The sequence below is a fragment of the Sediminicoccus rosea genome, from assembly GCF_033547095.1.
Taxonomy (GTDB): domain Bacteria; phylum Pseudomonadota; class Alphaproteobacteria; order Acetobacterales; family Acetobacteraceae; genus Roseococcus; species Roseococcus rosea.
This window is the reverse complement of sequence record NZ_CP137852.1, coordinates 4140696-4156970: the sequence shown is the minus strand read 5'-3', so window position 1 is coordinate 4156970 and position 16275 is coordinate 4140696. Positions and strand designations below refer to the sequence as shown.

The window sequence follows — 16275 nt, the reverse complement described above, 5'->3', positions numbered from 1 at the left end:
CTCAGGCCGCGAGCCCCGATGTCGCAAGCCCGGTGGCTTCGCGCAGCGTGGCGAGGATCTCGGCGCCGCTGCGCTCGGCAAGGTCGGGCGAGAGGGCGCCGGAGGGCTTGGCCACCGCCGCCCAGGCGCCGCGCCGCAGCACCTCCAGCGCCGCCGGGCTGCCCGGATGCGCGGCGGAGGAAACCACGACCACCTGCCCATGGCCGGACAGCGCCCATTCGGCCAGGAAGCCCAAGCCGTCCAGCACCGGCATCTCGAGGTCGAGCAGGGTGAGGTCCGGCCGCAGTTCCGCCTGCGCGGCGAGGCCGGCCGCGCCGTCGGCCGCCTCGCCCACCACGGCGAAGCGCGCGTCGCCGGCCAGGATGCCGCGGAGCAGGCGGCGCATCATGGCGCTATCATCCACGATGAGGGTGCGGACTGGGCCACGTTCGACTGGGCCACGTTCGACGGGCGGCGGCGGCTCGGCGTCCGGCTCGGCCGCGCCGAAGGCGGCCAGGGCGGGGGCGGCGGCCTGCAGCTCCGCCAGCGCCTCGGTCTCGGCCAAGGCGCGCAGCCGGGCCTGGAGGGGCGCGATCTCCATGCCATCCGCCATGGCCTGCATCTGCGCCAGGACGCGCTGTGCCGCCGCGAGGTCGGCGGCGCTGGCCAGCGCGGCGCAGAGCGGCGCGAATTCCTCGCGGAAGGCGGCCAGCAATTCCTCGTCCATCACGCCCTCCACATCGCACGCAGCCGGAGGCCGAGCGCCTCGGGCGAGAGGGCCTCCGCCCCGCCCAGGCGCGAGCTTGCCGCCTCGGGCATGCCGGCGACAACCGAAGTCTCGCTGCTCTGCACCAGGATGCGCCCACCTTCCTCGGCCAGGGCCGCCGCCCCCGCTGCGCCATCCTGGCCCATGCCGGTCAGCACCACGCCGCAGGCCGGCAGGCCGAGCAGGGCGGCCGAGCGGAAGAGCAGATCGGCCGAGGGGTGCACCGCCGCGCCGCTGGGGGCGAGCCGCAGCACGAGGTTACCCGCCGCGCGCAGCAGCACGCCATCGGTCGGCAGCAGCGTGGCCTGCCCCGCCGTGACCGGCGCGCCATGGGTGGCGACGATGACGGGCCAGCCGGCGCGGCGCGTCAGCAGCGTCGCGAGCTCGGGCGCCAGGCCATCGGGCATGTGCTGCGCGATCAGCACCGGCACGGGCAGCGGGCCGCTCGCCGCCAGCAGCTCCGCCAGCGCATCCGGCCCGCCGGTGGAGGCGGCGATGAGCACCAGTGGCGGCGGCGCCTCCGCCGCGGCGGCCGGGGCCGCGCCGCGCGGGCTGGCCGCGGGCGGGGCGCGCCGCTGCCCGGCCCAGTGCCGGATCCGCCCGCGCAGCGCCTGGTCGAGATGACCGAGGTCGAGCCCGCCGAGCCCAGCCTCCTTGCTGATGTAGTCGGCCGCACCCGCAGCCAGCGCTGCAATCGCGGCCGGGCTGTCATCCTGCGTGTGCTGGCTCACCATGATGATGGCGGGCGGGTGCGGCAGCGCCATGATGCGCCGCGTCGCCTCGATGCCGCCGAGCACGGGCATCTCCACATCCATCGCCACCACGGCCGGCTGATGCAGGCGCACGGCGGCGATCGCGGCCTCGCCATCCGCGGCATCGGCGACCACGCGCAGGTCGCCCTCCGCCTCGATGATGCGGCGCAGCGCCATCCGCATGAAGGCGCTGTCATCCACCACCAGCACGGGGATCGGCGCGGTCACAGCGCGCCGAACCGGTGGGGGGCGAGGATGGGCACGGGCGCGCCGCCGAGGCGCGCGAAGGCCGCGACCAGGCCGTCGCGCTGCGCGAGCGGCGTGACATCGGCCGCCGGCAGGGCGCGCACGCCGCCGATCTGCTCCACCGCGACCAGCACCTCCGGCCAGAGGGCGAGGCGGATGAGGGGCGCGGCCCCGCCCGTGAGTGCCGCGCGCCCGCCCAGCACCAGCCCGCCATCCAGCACCGGCAGCACCGCGCCGCGATGCGTGGCGAGGCCGGCCAGGCCCCGGCGCGGCGTCGGCAGGGGCTGCGTGGCCGGCAGCACGGCGACGACCGATTCCGCGGGCAGCGCCAGCTCCATCCCGGCCGCCTGGAACATGACGAGGCGCCGCTGCGGTACGGGCCGCGCCGCCTCGGCTTCCAGCACGGCCGGCGCGAAAGCGAGCGCCGCTGCCGCCTCGGGCGAGGCGAGCCAGGCCTGGAAGGCGCGCGTGGCCGCGATGGCGGGCCCGGCCTCGATCCGCGCGGCGGGCAGGCCGAAGCGGCGCCCGCCCTCGCGCAGCACCAGCAGCAGGCCGGGTGCCTCCTCCACCGGGGCGGGTTGGCCGGCGACGAAGCCGGTCTCCAGGACCAGCACCGGCCCGCCATCCGTCTCGGCCAGGCCCGCCACGCCAGGGGCGGCGCCGGGCAGGGGCCGCAGCACCGGCATGGCGATGATGTGCTCGGCCAGCGCGGAGGGGATGGCCAGCGCCACGCCGCCCAGCGAGAGATGCAGCGCGGCCAGCCCCATCGCCCGGCGGGGCGGTGCCATCGGGGCGGGGGCGGCGAGGCGCGGCGCGGCGGGGGCGGGCGGGCGCGGCGGCGCGTCGTGGCGCCGGGCCTCGCCCTCGGCCAGGGTGAACCAGCCGCCGCCGGGGAGGGGGTGCCGGCTCATGCCGGCTTGATCCAGACCGATTCGCCCTGCGGCTGCAGGCCGGCCGGCGCGCGGTCGGTCGGGCCCAGCGCCAGCACGCCGCCGGGCCGGAGCGCGGCCGCCAGCGCGCCGGTGACCTGGGCGCGTGCCGGATCGGTCAGGTAGATCAGCACGTTGCGGCAGAAGATCACGTCGAAGGCCGGGGCGTGGCCGAAGCCGTCCAGCAGGTTGGCGCGGCGGAAATCGAGGCTGCGGCGCAGCGCGGGATGCAGCCGGGGCGCGCCGTCCGGCCCGGCGAGCCAGGGGAGCAGCGGCTCGGGCACGAGGGCGAGCGGGTCGCCCAGGCCGGATGCGATGACGCCGGCCGCGGCGCTTTCCAGCGCTGGCCGGCAGAGGTCGAGCCCGAGGATCTCCAGCCCCGTGCCGGGCGCATCGGCCATGGCGTGGCTCGCCTGGGCGGCGAGGGTGAAGGCCTCCTCGCCCGTCGCGCAGCCGGCCGAGAGCATCCGAAGCGGCCGCCCCTCGGCCCGGGCGCGGGCCAGGCTTCCGGGCAGCAGCCCGCCCACCAGCCCGGCCTGGGGCGGGTGGCGGTAGAGGCGCGTCTCCTGCACCGTCACCGCATCGAGCAGCGCGGCCCAGGCGGGGTCCTCGTGATGGGCGCGATGGGGGTCGCAGGCGGCGACGAGATCGGCGGCGCGCCGCAGTCGCGCCGTCAGCACGGGGGAGGGGGCCAGGCCCGCCAGCGCCCCGAGCGCCGCCAGCACGGCCGCCTCGTGGCCGGTTCCGGTTGTGGCGGCGGCGGTGCCGCGCGCCATGCTCAGCCCCCCCGCGGTCGGCCCCCCGTGGTCAGCCCTGCGCGGCTTCGGCGCGCGTCGCGAAGGCGGGGATGATCTTGTCGAAGCCGCTGATCTCGAAGACCTCGCGCACCGGGGCCTGCAGGCCCACCACGGCGAAGCTCGCCCCCGTCGCCTTGGCCTGCTTGGCGGCCTTCAGCAGCACGCGCAGCCCGGCGGAGGAGACGTAGCGCACCTCGGACAGGTCGGCGATCACGCTGCCCTTCTCCAGCATGGCGAGCAGGCGCGTCTCGGTCAGACCGGCGGTCGCGGTGTCCAGCCGGCCGTCGAGGATGGCCACGGCCTTCCCGCCTTCCTGGGTTTCAGTGATTTCCATCAGCGCAGTCTCCATGAAGGTTCTGCCGCGCATTGGGGCGGCGATGTGGAAACAGGCTAGCCGAGAATGCGGCCAAGCCGAAAGCGGGTCCGTTCAACCGAGCGACCGGTCAGCCGAGCGGCAGGGCGCAGGAAAGGCGGTTCAGCCCCCCCGCGCGTTCATAGCGTGCATCCCGCGTCATCTCCCGCACCAGATGCACGCCGAGGCCGCCCACCTCGCGCTCCTCGAGCGCGGCCGTCGTGTCGGGCACGGCGCGGGCCAGCGGGTCGTATTCCGGGCCGTCATCCTCGATGGAGAGGGCCAGTGCGCCGGCGGCGGGCGTCACGCGAAGCTCGAAAAAGCTCGCGCCCGTCGCATGCATGGCGACATTGGCCGCGATCTCCTCCGCCACGAGGTTGAGGCGGGCGGCGATGCCGGGCGAGAGCTCGGCCGTCTCCGCATAGGATTCGAGCGCGTCGAGCAGGGTGCTGACGCTGTCCAGGCTCGCCGGCAGGCGCAATTGAAAAGGCGGCGTGTCCAAGCGCGGCTTTCCTCGGATGCTTCCACTTTCACCTATACCGGGTTTGCGGGCTGGCTGAATACCTCCGCCCCCCCCGGCCGCGGCGCGCATCGTTTGACTCGCGCGCCCTGGCCACCGGATGCTGCCGCCCAACGGAGGAACCCATGAACGATGCCCTGCCCGTGGCCGAAACGGCCACGCCTGCCGAATTCACATCCTATCTCGACGGCATCGCGCGCCTGGTGCGCGAGAAGCTGATCCCGGCCGAGCCGCGCCTGGAGGGGCAGGAGACGCTGCCCGAGGATCTGACGGAATTGCTGCGTGCGGCGGGTCTCTTCGGCATTTCCATCCCGACGCGCTGGGGCGGCCTGGGGCTGACCATGGAGCAGCAGGTGCGCGTGATGTTCGAGGTGACGCGCGCCTCCAGCGTCTTCCGCGCGCGGTTCTCCACCACCATCGGCCTTGGCTCGCAGCCCATCCTCTACAACGGGACCGATGCCCAGCGCGCCGAATGGCTGCCGCGCATGGCGAGCGGCGAGGTGACGGCCGCCTTCTGCCTCACCGAGCCCGAGGCGGGCAGCGATGCCGGCGGCGTGCGGACCATGGCGGTGCGCGACGGCGACCACTACGTGCTGAACGGCAGCAAGCGCTACATCACCAATGCGCGCCAGGCGCAGGTGCTGATCGTCATGGCGCGCACCGAGGCCGGCACGCGCGATGCGGCCGGCATCTCCGCCTTCATCGTTCCCGCGCGCACGCCCGGCGTCAGCTTCGGCCCGGCCGACCGCAAGATGGGGCAGGATGGCAGCGCCACCAGCGAGGTCTTCTTCAACGACGCCCGCGTGCCGGCGGAAAACCTGATCGGCGGGCGCGAGGGGGGCGGCTTCAAGACCGCCATGCGCGGCATCAACCATGCGCGGCTGCACGTCGCCGTCACCTGCGTCGGTCAGGCGCAGCGGCTGATCGAGGAGGCGCTGTTCCACGCCATGAACCGCCGGCAATTCGGCCAGCCGCTCGCGGAATTCCAGCTGGTGCAGGCCAAGCTCGCCGACATGCGGGCCGAGACCCAGGCGGCCCGCAGCATGATCCTGGAAACCGCCCGCGCCTTCGATGCGGCGGGCGAGGCACAGGGCCCGATCATCGCCGACATCGCCTGCTGCAAATTGTTCGCGAGCGAGATGGTGGGCCGCGTGGCCGACCATGCGGTGCAGATCCATGGCGGCGCGGGCTGGATGCGCGGCACGGTGGTGGAGCAGTTCTATCGCGACGTGCGGCTCTTTCGCATCTTCGAGGGTGCGTCGGACGTGCAGCGCATGCTGATCGCCAAGGACATGATCAAGGGAGCAAGGGCATGAAGCGCCGCACGCTGTTCGCGGGCCTGGCGCTGCCGGCGCTGGCCCAGGCCCAACAGGCCCCTCCGGCTGGGCAGATGCGCATCGTCAGCCCCTATACGCCCGGCGGCGCCTCCGACACGCTGTCGCGCTTCGCAGCGCAGGCGCTGACCGAGGCGATGGGCGTGAATGTCGTCGTCGAGAACCGGCCCGGCGCGGGCGGCAACCTGGGCGCGGAATTCGTGGCGCGCGCACCGAATGACGGCAGCACCTGGCTCACCATCGCCGCCGCGCACGCGGCCAACGTGACGCTCTACCGCCGCCTACCCTTCGACGTGGTGCGGGACTTCGTGCCCGTCTGCGTCATCGGCCTCGTGCCCAATGTGCTCGCCGTCCACCCTTCCGTGCCGGCCCGGACCTTCCCGGAATTCATCGCCTGGGCGCGGGCGCAGCCGCAGGGCGTCACCTATGGCAGCGCGGGCATCGGAACGCTGCCGCACCTCGCCATGGAACTCGTGCGCCACCGCGCGGGCTTTCAGGCGGTGCACGTGCCCTTCCGCGGCTCGGCGCCCGCCATCACCGAACTCCTCTCCGGCCGCATCCAGGCGACCTTCGAGAACCTGCCGCCGAGTGCGGGCCAGATCCGCGCCGGCGGCATCCGCGCGATCGCCATGTCCACGGCCAACCGCCTGCCCGACTGGCCCGATGTGCCGACCGTGGCGGAGACCTGGCCGGGCTTCGAGGCGGTGGCCTGGCAGGCGCTGATGGCACCGGCCGGCACGCCCATGCCGCTCGTGCAGCGCGTCGCGCAGGTCGTCCTCGCGGCGACCGAGGCGCAGGCCACGCGGCTGCGCGGCATGGGGATCGAGCCCGGCGGCATCGGGCCCGACCGCTTTCCCGCCTTCCTGCAGGCCGAGATCAGCAAATGGGCGGAAGCCGTCCGCCTCTCCGGAGCCACCGCCGAATGAAGACCCGCGTCACCGAGATGCTCGGCATCGCCTATCCCATCGTGCAGGGCGGTCTCGCGCGCGTCGCCAAGGCGGAGCTTTGCGCCGCCGTCTCGGAAGCGGGCGGCCTCGGCCAGATCGCGACCTCGGGCCTCGATCTCTCGCGCAATGCGGGGGCCGATGCGCTGCGGGAGGAAATCAACCGCTGCCGCGCGCTCACGCAAAAGCCCTTCGGCGTGAACTTCCCGCTGGGACGCATGGACATCACCGCCATGCTGGAAGTCGCGCTGGAGGAGCGCGTGCCCGTCATCGCGCTCACCGCCGGCAATCCCGCGCCCTGGATCAAGCGCATCAACGGCGCGGCCAAAACCCTCGTCCTCATCGCCGGGCCCGAGCTTGCGAAGAAGGCCGAGGCCGCGGGCGCGGACATGGTGGCGACCGTGGGCTACGAGGGCGGCGGGCATCTCGGCCGCTCGGACGAGACCACCTTCATCATGGTGCCGCGCGTGGTGCGCGCCGTCTCCATCCCCGTCCTCGCCTCGGGCGGGATCGCGACGGGGCAGGGGCTGCTCGCCGCGCTCTCGCTGGGCGCTGAGGGGGTCGAGATGGGCACGCGCTTCGTCGCGACGCAGGAGGCGCAGGCCCATGCCAATTACAAGAACGCGATCCTCGCCGCCGAGCCCTCGGGCACCATGATCATCAAGCGCAGCCTGGGGCAGCCGGGCCGCGCGCTGGTCAGCGCCTATGCGCAGAACCTCCTCGCCCGCGAAAATGCCGGCGCCACGCCCGAGGAACTCATCCCGATGATCGCGGGCACGGTGAACGCCATCGCCACCGATGAAGGCCGGATGGAGGAGGGCTTCGCCTGGGCCGGGCAATGCGTGGGGCTGATCGAGGAACTCCTCCCGGCCGGCGAGGTGGTGCGCCGCATGGTGGCCGACGCCCAGGCCGGCATGGGCCGGTTGCGCGGGGTCTTCGGCGGCGGCTGAGCCCCCGGCGCTGGTTTCGCCGCAAGCCGGGGGCGCGTGCTATGCTCGCGTCGCGCCCTGGCTTTCCCGGCGCATTCCAGGATCGGACCCGCATTGACGTTGCATGATGACAGCCTGAACCGGGTGAGGACGGAGCGCCTCGCCTATCAACTCTGGCAGGAAGCCGGCTGCCCCGAAGGCCAGGCGGAGCGGTACTGGCGCGAGGCCGAGGGGTTGATCGCCGCCGCGCCGCCCGAGCCGGGCCTGCCCGCGCGCGCTCCATCGCCCGCCATGGCCGCGGCCGCTTCGCCGCAGCCCGAGGCCGCGCCGGCCGAGACGGGCTGGGGCGCCGCGGCGGCGCGGTATTTCGCCGCCTGGTGGGCCTATCCCTCCAAGCCCGCGGAGCGATGAGCCTGGCTCCGGGCGCGGGCCATGCCTGGGCACGATGTCCCGGCGGCGCGCTGAGGCGCCCATCGGGCGCCGCGCCTCAGACAAAACTCCAGTCGGAAGCGTGGATATTGGCCGCGTTGGCGAAGGTGATGACCTCCTGCGTCAACCCATCGGCCGAGGTCACCCGCCAGGTGGTCGCGGACAGCGCCGTGAAGCTCGCCCCCTCGGCCACGGTTCCATAGCCCGAGAACAACAGCCGGTCCCCCTGCGCGGCGCCGTTGCCCGCGAAATCCACCACGAGATCGCCCTGCGCCTGGCTTCGATTGAAGCGGAAGATGTCATGGCCCTGGCCGCCGGTCAGCTCATCCGCCCCGGCACCGCCGCGCAGATTGTCATTGCCACCCCCGCCAAAGAGGCTGTCATCCCCGTCACCGCCCGTGAGGAAGTTGGCCAGCCCATTGCCCGTGCCGGTGAAGTCGCCGCTCCCGGCGAAGGTGAGCCGCTCCACATGCGCGCCGAGCGTGTAGGCGGCGAGGGTGGTCACCACCGTGTCGGCGCCTTCGCCCGCGGCCTCGACCACCACGTCATCCAGGTGGTCCACGTAGTAGGTGTCGTCGTCGCGACCGCCGACCAGGCTGTCCGCGCCGAGCCCGCCATGCAGCCTGTCATCGCCATCGCCGCCGAAGAGGCTGTCATCCCCGCCGCCGCCACGGAGGATATTGGCCAGCCCATTGCCGGTGCCGCTGAAGTCGCCGCCCCCGGTGGCGGTGAGCCGTTCCACATTCGCGCCGAGCGTGTAGGCGGCGAGGGTGGTGATGACGGTGTCGGTTCCCTCGCCCGCGGCCTCGACGACGCTGTCGCCCGCGTTGTCCACGACATAGATGTCGTTGCCGGCGCCGCCGGAGAGCTCGTCAGCGCCCGCGCCCCCGTCCAGCGTGTCGTGCCCGACATCGCCGAAGATGCTGTCATTTCCCTCATTGCCGGCCAACCGGTCGTTGCCGGTGCCGCCATAGACGCCATCGCCGGCCGCGGACCCGCTGATCGTGTCGTTGCCGTTGTCGCCCCACAGATAGGCGGGCCCGCCGCCGCCGATCCCGCTGCCCGTCACGGTGATGCGGTCGTCCCCGTCGTCGCCGTGGATGTAGAGGTAGTCATAGATCAGGGTGCCGATGTTCACGGCCGTGATGATGTCGTCCCCCGCCCCGCCCGAGAGGGAGCCGCCATTCGCGTTGTCGAGCAGCACGTCATTGCCATCGCCGCCACTCAGCTCGTCCCAGCCGCCGCCGCCGCTCAGCAGGTCCGCCCCGGCGCGCCCGTAGATGGTGTCGTTCCCCAGGCCGCCCCGCAGCGTATCGGCGCCGGTGTCGAGCGACGGGTCGGCGCTGGGGGCGCCGTCGATGGCATCCGGCGCACTGCCGCCCATGAAGCTGTCGGCGGCCACCGTGCCGAAGTAGATCGCCATCACATGCATCCTTCCGGTTGCGACGGAGCGGAGCCGATGCCGGCCGGCTTGTAAACATTAAAACGTTCCGGCCCTGACAAGGCTGGGCCTTCCGCCCGCCTGACGCCGGCCGGGGCCGGGCCACTTGCGCGAACCGGCGGCGTGGCCGCACAAGCGGGCATCATGAGCCACGACATCTTCGCCCATTTGCGGGACCGCACGATCACGGCCCTCAGCACCCTTCTCCCCGAATTGCCGGCGGAGGCCTTCGCCCGCGTCACCATGGAGCCCCCGCGCGAGGCGAGCCATGGCGACATGGCGACCAACGCCGCCCTGGTGGTGGGCAAGGTCGCGAAGCTGGCGCCGCCCAAGCTGGCGGCCGACCTGGCGGCGGCGCTGCGGGAGCTGCCCGAGGTGGAGGAGGCCACGCCGGCTGGCCCCGGCTTCGTCAACCTGCGCCTGCGCGAGGATTACCTGCGCGGCCAGGTGGCGGTGATCCTGCGCGAGGGCGAGGAATTCGGGCAGGGCGCGGAGAAGCCCGGCACGGTGAATGTGGAATATGTCTCGGCCAATCCGACGGGGCCGATGCATGTAGGCCATTGCCGCGGCGCCGTGGTGGGCGATGCGCTGGCCGCGCTGCTGGCCAAGGCCGGGCATCAGGTGACGCGCGAATACTACATCAATGATGCCGGCGCGCAGGTGCAGGCTTTGGCCTGGGCGGCCTATTGGCGCTACCTGGAGGCGCTGCCCGTCGCGGCGCATGGCCTCTGGGCCGAGGGCGCCGAGCCCGAGGCGCGCAAGGCGGCGGTGGAGGCCGCCTACGGCACCACCCTGCAATATGGCGGCGAGTACCTGATCCCCGTCGGCCAGGCGCTGGCGGCCGAGCATGGCGCGGCGCTGGTTCCGCCCGATGCCGGAACGCTCGCCCTGGTGCGGAACTTCACCGTCGCCGCGATGATGGCCGAGATCCGCGAGGACCTCGCCGCCCTCGGCGTGCGGCATGACATCTTCATCAGCGAGGCCGAGCTGGTCCGCGACGGGCTGCTGGAGAAGGCGGAGGTGCTGCTGGACAGCCAGGGCCTGATCTACCAGGGCACCCTCCCGCCGCCCAAGGGCAAGCCGCCCGAGGATTGGGAGGAGCGCGAGCAGACGCTGTTCCGCTCCGAGCAGTTCGGCGACGACACGGACCGCCCGCTGCGCAAGTCGGACGGCACGGGCACCTATTTCGCCAATGACATCGCCAACCACCTGCACAAGATCGAGCGCGGCTTCGGCGCGTTGGTGCATGTCTGGGGCGCCGACCATGGCGGCTATGTGAAGCGCATGCAGGCGGCGGTGGCCGCACTCAGCGGCAAGCGCGTGAGCCTGGATGTGGTGCTGACGCAGATCGTGCATGTGGTGAAGGACGGCCAGCCGGTCCGCATGTCCAAGCGCGCGGGCAGCTACATCACCCTGCGGGACCTGATCGACGAGGTGGGGCGCGACGCCGTGCGCTTCACCATGCTGACCCGCAAATCGGACGCGCAGATGGAGTTCGACCTGGACCTCGTCGTCCAGCAATCGCGTGATAATCCCGTGTTCTACGTGCAATACGCCCATGCCCGCTGCCGCTCGGTGCTGCGCGGCGCGGGGGACCCTGCGCCGGAAGCCCTGGCCCTGGCCCCGCTCGACAGCCTGACCGATCCGGCCGAGCTCGGCCTGATTCGGCGCCTTGCCGCCTGGCCGCGCGTGGTGGACGCCGCGGCGGCCGCACGGGAACCGCATCGCGTGGCGTTCTTTTTGAATGACTTGGCGAGCGACTTTCATCTACTCTGGAACAAGGGCAAGGACGACACCACCTTGCGCTTCATCCAGGCGGATCAGCCGGCGGCGACGCAGGCGCGACTCGCCTTGGTGGCCGCGACAGCGGCTGTGGTCAGGTCCGGATTGCGCGTGATGGGGGTCACGCCGGTCGAGGAGATGAGATGAGCGATGTGATGCAGCCCTCCTGGCGGGTCCGCCCGCCGGAGAGGGAGTCGTCGGGATGGGGGATCCCGCCGAAATTCTGGATGATCGGCGCCGGCCTCGCGGGATCCGTCCTGCTGGCGGGTGGCATCATCTGGGGCATGTCCATGATGGGGCCGCGCGGCGTGCCCCTGATCGAGACCGATGGCCGGCCCTTCAAGGTCAGGCCCGACACGCCCGGCGGCGCCGTGGTGCCGCACCAGCAGGAACTCATCTTCGAGCGCAACGGACGCCAGGACCGGCCGACCGAGGCACGCCTCGGCCCAGGGCCCGAGACGCCGCGTCCCGAGGCGCTGCGCGCCCAGAGCCAGCCGGTGCCCGCGCCCGCGCCCGCCAGCGCCACCCCGGCCGCGCCGGCACCCGCCGCGGCCCAGCCGCCCGCGCGCCCGGCCGCGGCCCCCGCGCCCGCGCAGCAGACGGCCCGCACCGCGCCCGCCAGCGGTGGCCGCTTCATGGTCCAGTTCGCCGCGACCCGCAGCGAGGAAGCCGCCCGCAGCGAGTGGGAGCGGCTGCAGCGCCGCATTCCGGAACTCGCCGGCCGCCAGCCCATCATCACCCGGCTGGAACGCGACGGGCAGCCAACACTCTGGCGCGTCCGCACCGGCGGCTTCGCCGATTCCGCCGCGGCCCGCGCCTTCTGCGAGCCGATCCGCGCCCGGGAGATCGCCTGCATCCCGGCGGGCGGCTGAGATGAAGGCCGCCATCATCGGCGTCGCCGGCCTCCGCCTCACGGCGGAGGAGGCGACGCTGCTCCGCCGGCACCGCCCGCTCGGCGCCATCCTCTTCGCCCGCAACGTGGCCGATCCGGCGCAACTGCGCGCGCTGACCGCCGAAATCCGGGACTGCCTGGGGCGCGAGGCGCCGATCCTGGTGGACCAGGAGGGCGGGCGCGTCGCCCGCCTCAAGCCGCCCCATTGGCGCGCCCATCCCCCCGCCGCCAGCTTCGAGAACGGGCCGGCCGAGGCAGCCCAGGCGACGGCGGCGGCCATCGGCGCCGAATGCCGCGCCGTGGGCCTCGACGTGGTCTGTGCCCCGGTGCTCGACCTGCGCCTGCCCGGCATGCACCAGGTGATCGGCGACCGCGCCTTCTCGGCCGAGCCCGCCGAGGTGACGCGCCTCGCGGGCGCCTGGATCGCGGGGCTGCGCCAGGGCGGCACCCAGCCCGTCATCAAGCACATCCCCGGCCATGGCCGCGCCACGCTCGACAGCCATGAGGCGCTGCCGGTCGTGACCGCGAGCCGCGCCGAACTCGCCGCCGATTTCGCTCCCTTCCGGGCGCTCGGCGCGCCCGATCTCTGGGGCATGACGGCGCATATCCTGTACACCGCCCTGGACGAGGCGCGCTGCGCCACCCTCTCGCCCGGCGTGATCGCGGCGGTGATCCGCGGAGAGATCGGCTTCGAGGGCTTCCTCCTGTCGGACGACCTTGGCATGAAGGCGCTGGCCGGGACGTTGCCGGAGCTCACCCTGGCCGCGCTCGGCGCGGGCTGCGATGCGGTGCTGCATTGCTCGGGCCGCTTCGCCGAGACCGCCGCCGTGCTGGAGGCCTGCCCGCCGCTCACCGAGCGGGCCCTGGCCCGCCTCGCCGCCTCGCGCGGGCAAAGCCGGGCGGCCTAGCCGCGTGCTGGACATGCTGCCCGACCTCGCGGTGGCGGTGCTGGCGAGCATCATCGCCATCACCCTGCACGAGGCGGCGCATGGCTATGCGGCCCTGGCGCTCGGCGACCCCACCGCCAAGTGGATGGGCCGGATCTCGCTGAATCCGATCCGTCATGTGGACCCGGTGGGCACGCTGCTGGTGCCGGGCATCCTGCTGGTCTCGCAATTGCTGGCGACGGGGCGGGTGGATGTCATGTTCGGCTGGGCCAAGCCCGTGCCGGTGGATATCCGCAACTTCGCCAATCCCCGCGTGGGCATGATGTGGGTGGCGATCGCGGGGCCGGCCATGAACTTCGCCCTGGCCCTGATCGCGGCGCTGCTGATCCACCCGGCTTCCTGGCTGGAGGGAAGTCTCTCGGCCGACTCGATGGCGCTGGTCTATCGCTTCCTGGCGCTTTCCATCCTCGCGAATCTGGTGCTCGGCCTGTTCAACCTCTTCCCCATCCCGCCGCTTGATGGCGGCCGCATCGTGGTCGGCCTGCTGCCGATGCGCGCGGCCATGGCCTATGCGCGGCTGGAGCCGGCGGGGCTGTTCCTCGTGATCGGCGTGCTCTTCCTGCTGCCGGCGCTGATCCCGGCCTTCCAGCCCATGGATGTCTTCGTCCGTGAGATCATCCGCCCCGCCTTCGATTTCACGCTCCGCGCCGCCGGGGTGACCCGGTGAGCGGCGTCCAGGAATCGCTCCAGCTCGAGCTGGAGGGATACCAGGGCCCGCTCGACGTGCTGCTGGAACTGGCCCGCGCGCAAAAGGTGGATATCCGCCAGATCTCCATCCTGGCGCTGGTGGACCAGTTCCTCGCCATCGTGGAGGGCGCGCGCCGCGTGCGCCTCGAACTCGCGGCCGATTGGCTGGTGATGGCGGCCTGGCTCGCCTGGCTGAAATCCCGCCTGCTGCTGCCCGAGGAGGAGCGCGGGCCGGAGGAGGAGGACCCCATCCTCGCCGCGCATCGCCTGACGGAGCGCCTGGCCGAGCTGGACCGCATGCGCGCCGCCGCCGCCTGGCTGCAAAGCCGGGCGCAGCTGGGGCGCGAGGTCTTCGCCCGCGGCGCCCCCGAATCCCTGCGCGTCGAGGACCGCTCGGGCATCGTGGCCGACCTCGCTTCGCTGCTGCGCGCCTATGCCACGGCGCGGCGGCGGGGTGCGGCGGACCGCCCCTTCACGCCCAAGCCCCGCAAGCTCTGGTCGGTGGCCGAGGCGCTGGCCCGGCTGCAATGGCTGATCGGCAGCACGCCCGGCTGGAACACGCTGGCCAGCTTCCTGCCCGAGGGCCTGCTCTCGCCGCTCGACCGCAAGGCAGCCGTCGCCAGCACCTTGATCGCCGCCTTGGAGGCCGCCCGGGGGGGCGGCGTCGAATTGCGGCAGGAGGAGGCCTTCGGGCCGATCCTGCTGCGCCGCCATGAGGGGGAACTCTATCATGCCAGCTGACACGGACAGCCTGCCGCCCGCGGTCATCGAGGCCGCGCCCACCGTGAACCCGGCCGATTTCGAGCACGGGCTGCGCATTGCCGAGGCGCTGATCTTCGCCTCCGAGCGCCCGGTCCCGGCCGCGCGGGTGCAATTGGCCCTGCCGCCGGGAATCGAGGCGCAGAGCGTGCTGACCGCGCTGCTCGCCCGCACCGCCGGCCGCGCGGTGGAACTGGTGGAGGTGGGCGGCGGCTATGCCTTCCGCACCGCGCAGGACCTGGCGCCGGCCATCACCCGCGTGGTGGAGGTGCCGCGCCGCCTGCCGCGCGTGGCGATGGAGGCGCTGTCCATCATCGCTTATCACCAGCCGGTGACCCGCGCCGAGATCGAGGAGATCCGCGGCGCCGCCCTGGCCCAGGCCAGCCTGGACGCGCTGCTGGAGGCCGGGCTGATCGCACCCCGCGGCCGCAAGGAGGCGCCGGGCCGCCCCACCCTCTGGGCCACCACGGCGCGCTTCCTGGACCAGTTCGGCCTGAAGTCGCTGAACGAGCTGCCCCGCAAGGAGGAGCTGGTCTCGAGCGACATCGCCGCGATGGAGCTGGCGCCGCCGCCCACCGGCGCGCCGCCGCTCATCGCCGAGGGGCAGCACGCGGCATAGGCCTTATGGACAGGGCGCGCCGACCCGCCCACAAGGCGGCATGAGCCTCATCCTCTCCGACATCCGCCACAGCTATGGCGAGCGCGAGGTGCTGCGCGGCATCACCATCGAGGTGGCGCGCGGCGAGATCGTCTGCCTCCTCGGCCCCTCGGGCGATGGCAAGACGACGCTGCTGCGCCTGGTCGCGGGGCTGGAACACCTCCAGCAGGGGCGAATCCTGCTCGATGGCCGTGTGCTGGCCGAGCCGGGGCAGGAAATCCCGCCCGAGCAGCGGCATGTGGGCTTTGTCTTCCAGGACTACGCGCTGTTCCCGCACCTGACCGTGCAGGAGAACGTCGCCTTCGGCCTGCGCGGCATGCCGAAGGGCGATCGCGTCTGGCGTGTGGCCGAGGCGCTGGCCCGCGTGGGCCTCGAGGCCTATGCCAGCGCCTGGCCACACCAGCTCTCCGGCGGGCAGCAGCAGCGGGTCGCGCTGGCCCGTGCGCTGGCCCCGCGCCCGGCCGTGCTGCTGCTGGACGAGGCCTTCGCGAGCCTCGATGCGCGCCTGCGCGAACAGGTGCGCGATGACACGCTGCATGTGTTGCAGGAGGCCGGGATTCCCGCGCTGATCGTGACGCATGACGCCGAGGAGGCGATGTTCATGGCTGACCGCATCGCCCTGATGCGAGAGGGGCGCGTCGTGCAGCTCGGCACGCCCGAGCAGCTCTATCTCCAGCCGGCCGACCCCTTCGTGGCCACCTTCCTGGGCGAGGTGAACCGGCTGCCGGCGCGGATTCGCGAGGGCCAGGCCTGGAGCGTGATCGGCTGCGCGCCGGCCGGCGGCCTGCCCGAGGGCAGCCCGGCCGAGCTGCTGCTGCGGCCCGAGGGGCTTCGCATCCTCCCGGCCGGCCAGGAGGGCAGCACGCTGGCCGAGGTCGAGGCCTGCCGCCTGCTCGGGGCCACCACCCTGGTCCATATGGCGGTGGCGGATGGCGAGGGGGGCGTGCTCCACCTGCATGCCCGGCTGCCGCCGGGCGCCGCCCTGGTGCGAGGCCAGATGGTGGGCGTGGCGCTCGACCCCGGCCGCGCCTTCGCTTTTCCGCGCGCCCAGGGGGGTATTCCAGGGGGGGGGCAGGGTGCAACCGAGGCCCAGAGCGCCTAGATAGCGCCAAGCCGCATTGGCGGCTGCCCG

The 16275-nt window shown here is 73.1% G+C and carries 18 protein-coding genes; 11 read left to right on the top strand and 7 right to left on the bottom strand.

The features are described from left to right. Window position 1: 1 nt before the first annotated feature. The 6 genes from R9Z33_RS20025 to R9Z33_RS20000 form a co-directional block, all read right to left on the bottom strand. Window positions 2-706, bottom strand: a complete 705-nt coding sequence (locus tag R9Z33_RS20025) for a response regulator (protein ID WP_318648330.1) — start codon at window positions 704-706, stop codon at window positions 2-4. Further along, a complete protein-coding gene (locus R9Z33_RS20020; protein ID WP_318648329.1) occupies window positions 706-1725 on the bottom strand; it encodes a chemotaxis protein CheB in 1020 nt (339 codons plus the stop codon). Before R9Z33_RS20020 ends, R9Z33_RS20025 begins: the two co-directional genes overlap by 1 nt. Continuing rightward, the gene (locus R9Z33_RS20015; protein WP_318648327.1) at window positions 1722-2654 is read right to left on the bottom strand and encodes a chemotaxis protein CheW; all 933 of its coding nucleotides are present in this window, start codon (window positions 2652-2654) and stop codon (window positions 1722-1724) included. The genes R9Z33_RS20020 and R9Z33_RS20015 overlap by 4 nt, the downstream gene beginning before the upstream one ends. Next, window positions 2651-3448 (bottom strand): CheR family methyltransferase, encoded by a 798-nt coding sequence (locus tag R9Z33_RS20010; RefSeq protein ID WP_318648326.1) that lies wholly within the window; start codon window positions 3446-3448, stop codon window positions 2651-2653. Before R9Z33_RS20010 ends, R9Z33_RS20015 begins: the two co-directional genes overlap by 4 nt. A 31-nt stretch (window positions 3449-3479) precedes the next feature. After that, a complete protein-coding gene (locus R9Z33_RS20005) occupies window positions 3480-3803 on the bottom strand; it encodes an STAS domain-containing protein (RefSeq protein WP_213617368.1) in 324 nt (107 codons plus the stop codon). A 109-nt stretch (window positions 3804-3912) separates the two neighbouring features. Further along, entirely contained in the window at window positions 3913-4323 is a 411-nt protein-coding gene (locus R9Z33_RS20000) for an ATP-binding protein (protein WP_318648325.1), read from the bottom strand. A gap of 143 nt (window positions 4324-4466) precedes the next feature. Here R9Z33_RS20000 and R9Z33_RS19995 point away from each other — a divergent pair, with 143 nt between their 5' ends. From R9Z33_RS19995 to R9Z33_RS19980, 4 genes are all read left to right on the top strand, one after another. Next, the gene (locus tag R9Z33_RS19995) at window positions 4467-5657 is read left to right on the top strand and encodes an acyl-CoA dehydrogenase family protein (RefSeq protein WP_318648324.1); all 1191 of its coding nucleotides are present in this window, start codon (window positions 4467-4469) and stop codon (window positions 5655-5657) included. Then, a complete protein-coding gene (locus tag R9Z33_RS19990) occupies window positions 5654-6601 on the top strand; it encodes a Bug family tripartite tricarboxylate transporter substrate binding protein (protein ID WP_318648323.1) in 948 nt (315 codons plus the stop codon). Before R9Z33_RS19995 ends, R9Z33_RS19990 begins: the two co-directional genes overlap by 4 nt. Continuing rightward, the gene (locus R9Z33_RS19985; RefSeq protein ID WP_318648322.1) at window positions 6598-7569 is read left to right on the top strand and encodes an NAD(P)H-dependent flavin oxidoreductase; all 972 of its coding nucleotides are present in this window, start codon (window positions 6598-6600) and stop codon (window positions 7567-7569) included. Before R9Z33_RS19990 ends, R9Z33_RS19985 begins: the two co-directional genes overlap by 4 nt. A 93-nt stretch (window positions 7570-7662) precedes the next feature. Next, a complete protein-coding gene (locus R9Z33_RS19980; RefSeq protein ID WP_318648321.1) occupies window positions 7663-7959 on the top strand; it encodes a DUF2934 domain-containing protein in 297 nt (98 codons plus the stop codon). 76 nt (window positions 7960-8035) lie between these two features. Here R9Z33_RS19980 and R9Z33_RS19975 read toward each other — a convergent pair whose 3' ends face one another. Next, window positions 8036-9400 carry a calcium-binding protein gene (locus R9Z33_RS19975; RefSeq protein WP_318648320.1) on the bottom strand — a complete coding sequence of 455 codons (1365 nt, stop codon included), beginning with the start codon at window positions 9398-9400 and terminating at the stop codon, window positions 8036-8038. 162 nt (window positions 9401-9562) lie between these two features. Here R9Z33_RS19975 and argS point away from each other — a divergent pair, with 162 nt between their 5' ends. Genes argS through R9Z33_RS19940 form a run of 7 tightly spaced genes read left to right on the top strand, consistent with a single transcriptional unit; the run spans window position 9563 to window position 16245 of the window. Further along, a complete protein-coding gene (argS, locus tag R9Z33_RS19970; RefSeq protein ID WP_318648319.1) occupies window positions 9563-11347 on the top strand; it encodes an arginine--tRNA ligase in 1785 nt (594 codons plus the stop codon). After that, the gene (locus tag R9Z33_RS19965) at window positions 11344-12072 is read left to right on the top strand and encodes an SPOR domain-containing protein (RefSeq protein WP_318648318.1); all 729 of its coding nucleotides are present in this window, start codon (window positions 11344-11346) and stop codon (window positions 12070-12072) included. The genes argS and R9Z33_RS19965 overlap by 4 nt, the downstream gene beginning before the upstream one ends. 1 nt (window position 12073) lies before the next feature. After that, window positions 12074-13000: a beta-N-acetylhexosaminidase gene (nagZ, locus tag R9Z33_RS19960; protein WP_318648317.1), complete on the top strand. Its 927-nt coding sequence runs from the start codon at window positions 12074-12076 to the stop codon at window positions 12998-13000. Window positions 13001-13013: 13 nt separating this feature from the next. Next, entirely contained in the window at window positions 13014-13706 is a 693-nt protein-coding gene (locus tag R9Z33_RS19955) for a site-2 protease family protein (RefSeq protein ID WP_318648316.1), read from the top strand. Next, window positions 13703-14467 (top strand): segregation and condensation protein A, encoded by a 765-nt coding sequence (locus R9Z33_RS19950; protein WP_318648315.1) that lies wholly within the window; start codon window positions 13703-13705, stop codon window positions 14465-14467. The genes R9Z33_RS19955 and R9Z33_RS19950 overlap by 4 nt, the downstream gene beginning before the upstream one ends. Continuing rightward, entirely contained in the window at window positions 14457-15104 is a 648-nt protein-coding gene (gene scpB / locus R9Z33_RS19945; protein ID WP_318648314.1) for an SMC-Scp complex subunit ScpB, read from the top strand. The genes R9Z33_RS19950 and scpB overlap by 11 nt, the downstream gene beginning before the upstream one ends. Window positions 15105-15144: 40 nt before the next feature. Continuing rightward, entirely contained in the window at window positions 15145-16245 is a 1101-nt protein-coding gene (locus R9Z33_RS19940) for an ABC transporter ATP-binding protein (protein WP_318648313.1), read from the top strand. Window positions 16246-16275: the final 30 nt, after the last annotated feature.

Bases quoted from the DNA above. Each gene is read 5' to 3' on its own strand.
- argS (WP_318648319.1), top strand. From the start codon at position 9,563: ATGAGCCACGACATCTTCGCCCATTTGCGGGACCGCACGATCACGGCC.
- R9Z33_RS19990 (WP_318648323.1), top strand. From the start codon at position 5,654: ATGAAGCGCCGCACGCTGTTCGCGGGCCTGGCGCTGCCGGCGCTGGCC.
- R9Z33_RS19940 (WP_318648313.1), top strand. From the start codon at position 15,145: ATGAGCCTCATCCTCTCCGACATCCGCCACAGCTATGGCGAGCGCGAG.
- R9Z33_RS19975 (WP_318648320.1), bottom strand. From the start codon at position 9,400: ATGGCGATCTACTTCGGCACGGTGGCCGCCGACAGCTTCATGGGCGGC.
- R9Z33_RS20015 (WP_318648327.1), bottom strand. From the start codon at position 2,654: ATGAGCCGGCACCCCCTCCCCGGCGGCGGCTGGTTCACCCTGGCCGAG.
- R9Z33_RS19955 (WP_318648316.1), top strand. From the start codon at position 13,014: ATGCTGCCCGACCTCGCGGTGGCGGTGCTGGCGAGCATCATCGCCATC.
- R9Z33_RS19995 (WP_318648324.1), top strand. From the start codon at position 4,467: ATGAACGATGCCCTGCCCGTGGCCGAAACGGCCACGCCTGCCGAATTC.
- R9Z33_RS19985 (WP_318648322.1), top strand. From the start codon at position 6,598: ATGAAGACCCGCGTCACCGAGATGCTCGGCATCGCCTATCCCATCGTG.
- R9Z33_RS20025 (WP_318648330.1), bottom strand. From the start codon at position 706: ATGGACGAGGAATTGCTGGCCGCCTTCCGCGAGGAATTCGCGCCGCTC.
- R9Z33_RS20010 (WP_318648326.1), bottom strand. From the start codon at position 3,448: ATGGCGCGCGGCACCGCCGCCGCCACAACCGGAACCGGCCACGAGGCG.
- R9Z33_RS19965 (WP_318648318.1), top strand. From the start codon at position 11,344: ATGAGCGATGTGATGCAGCCCTCCTGGCGGGTCCGCCCGCCGGAGAGG.
- R9Z33_RS20005 (WP_213617368.1), bottom strand. From the start codon at position 3,803: ATGGAAATCACTGAAACCCAGGAAGGCGGGAAGGCCGTGGCCATCCTC.
- nagZ (WP_318648317.1), top strand. From the start codon at position 12,074: ATGAAGGCCGCCATCATCGGCGTCGCCGGCCTCCGCCTCACGGCGGAG.
- scpB (WP_318648314.1), top strand. From the start codon at position 14,457: ATGCCAGCTGACACGGACAGCCTGCCGCCCGCGGTCATCGAGGCCGCG.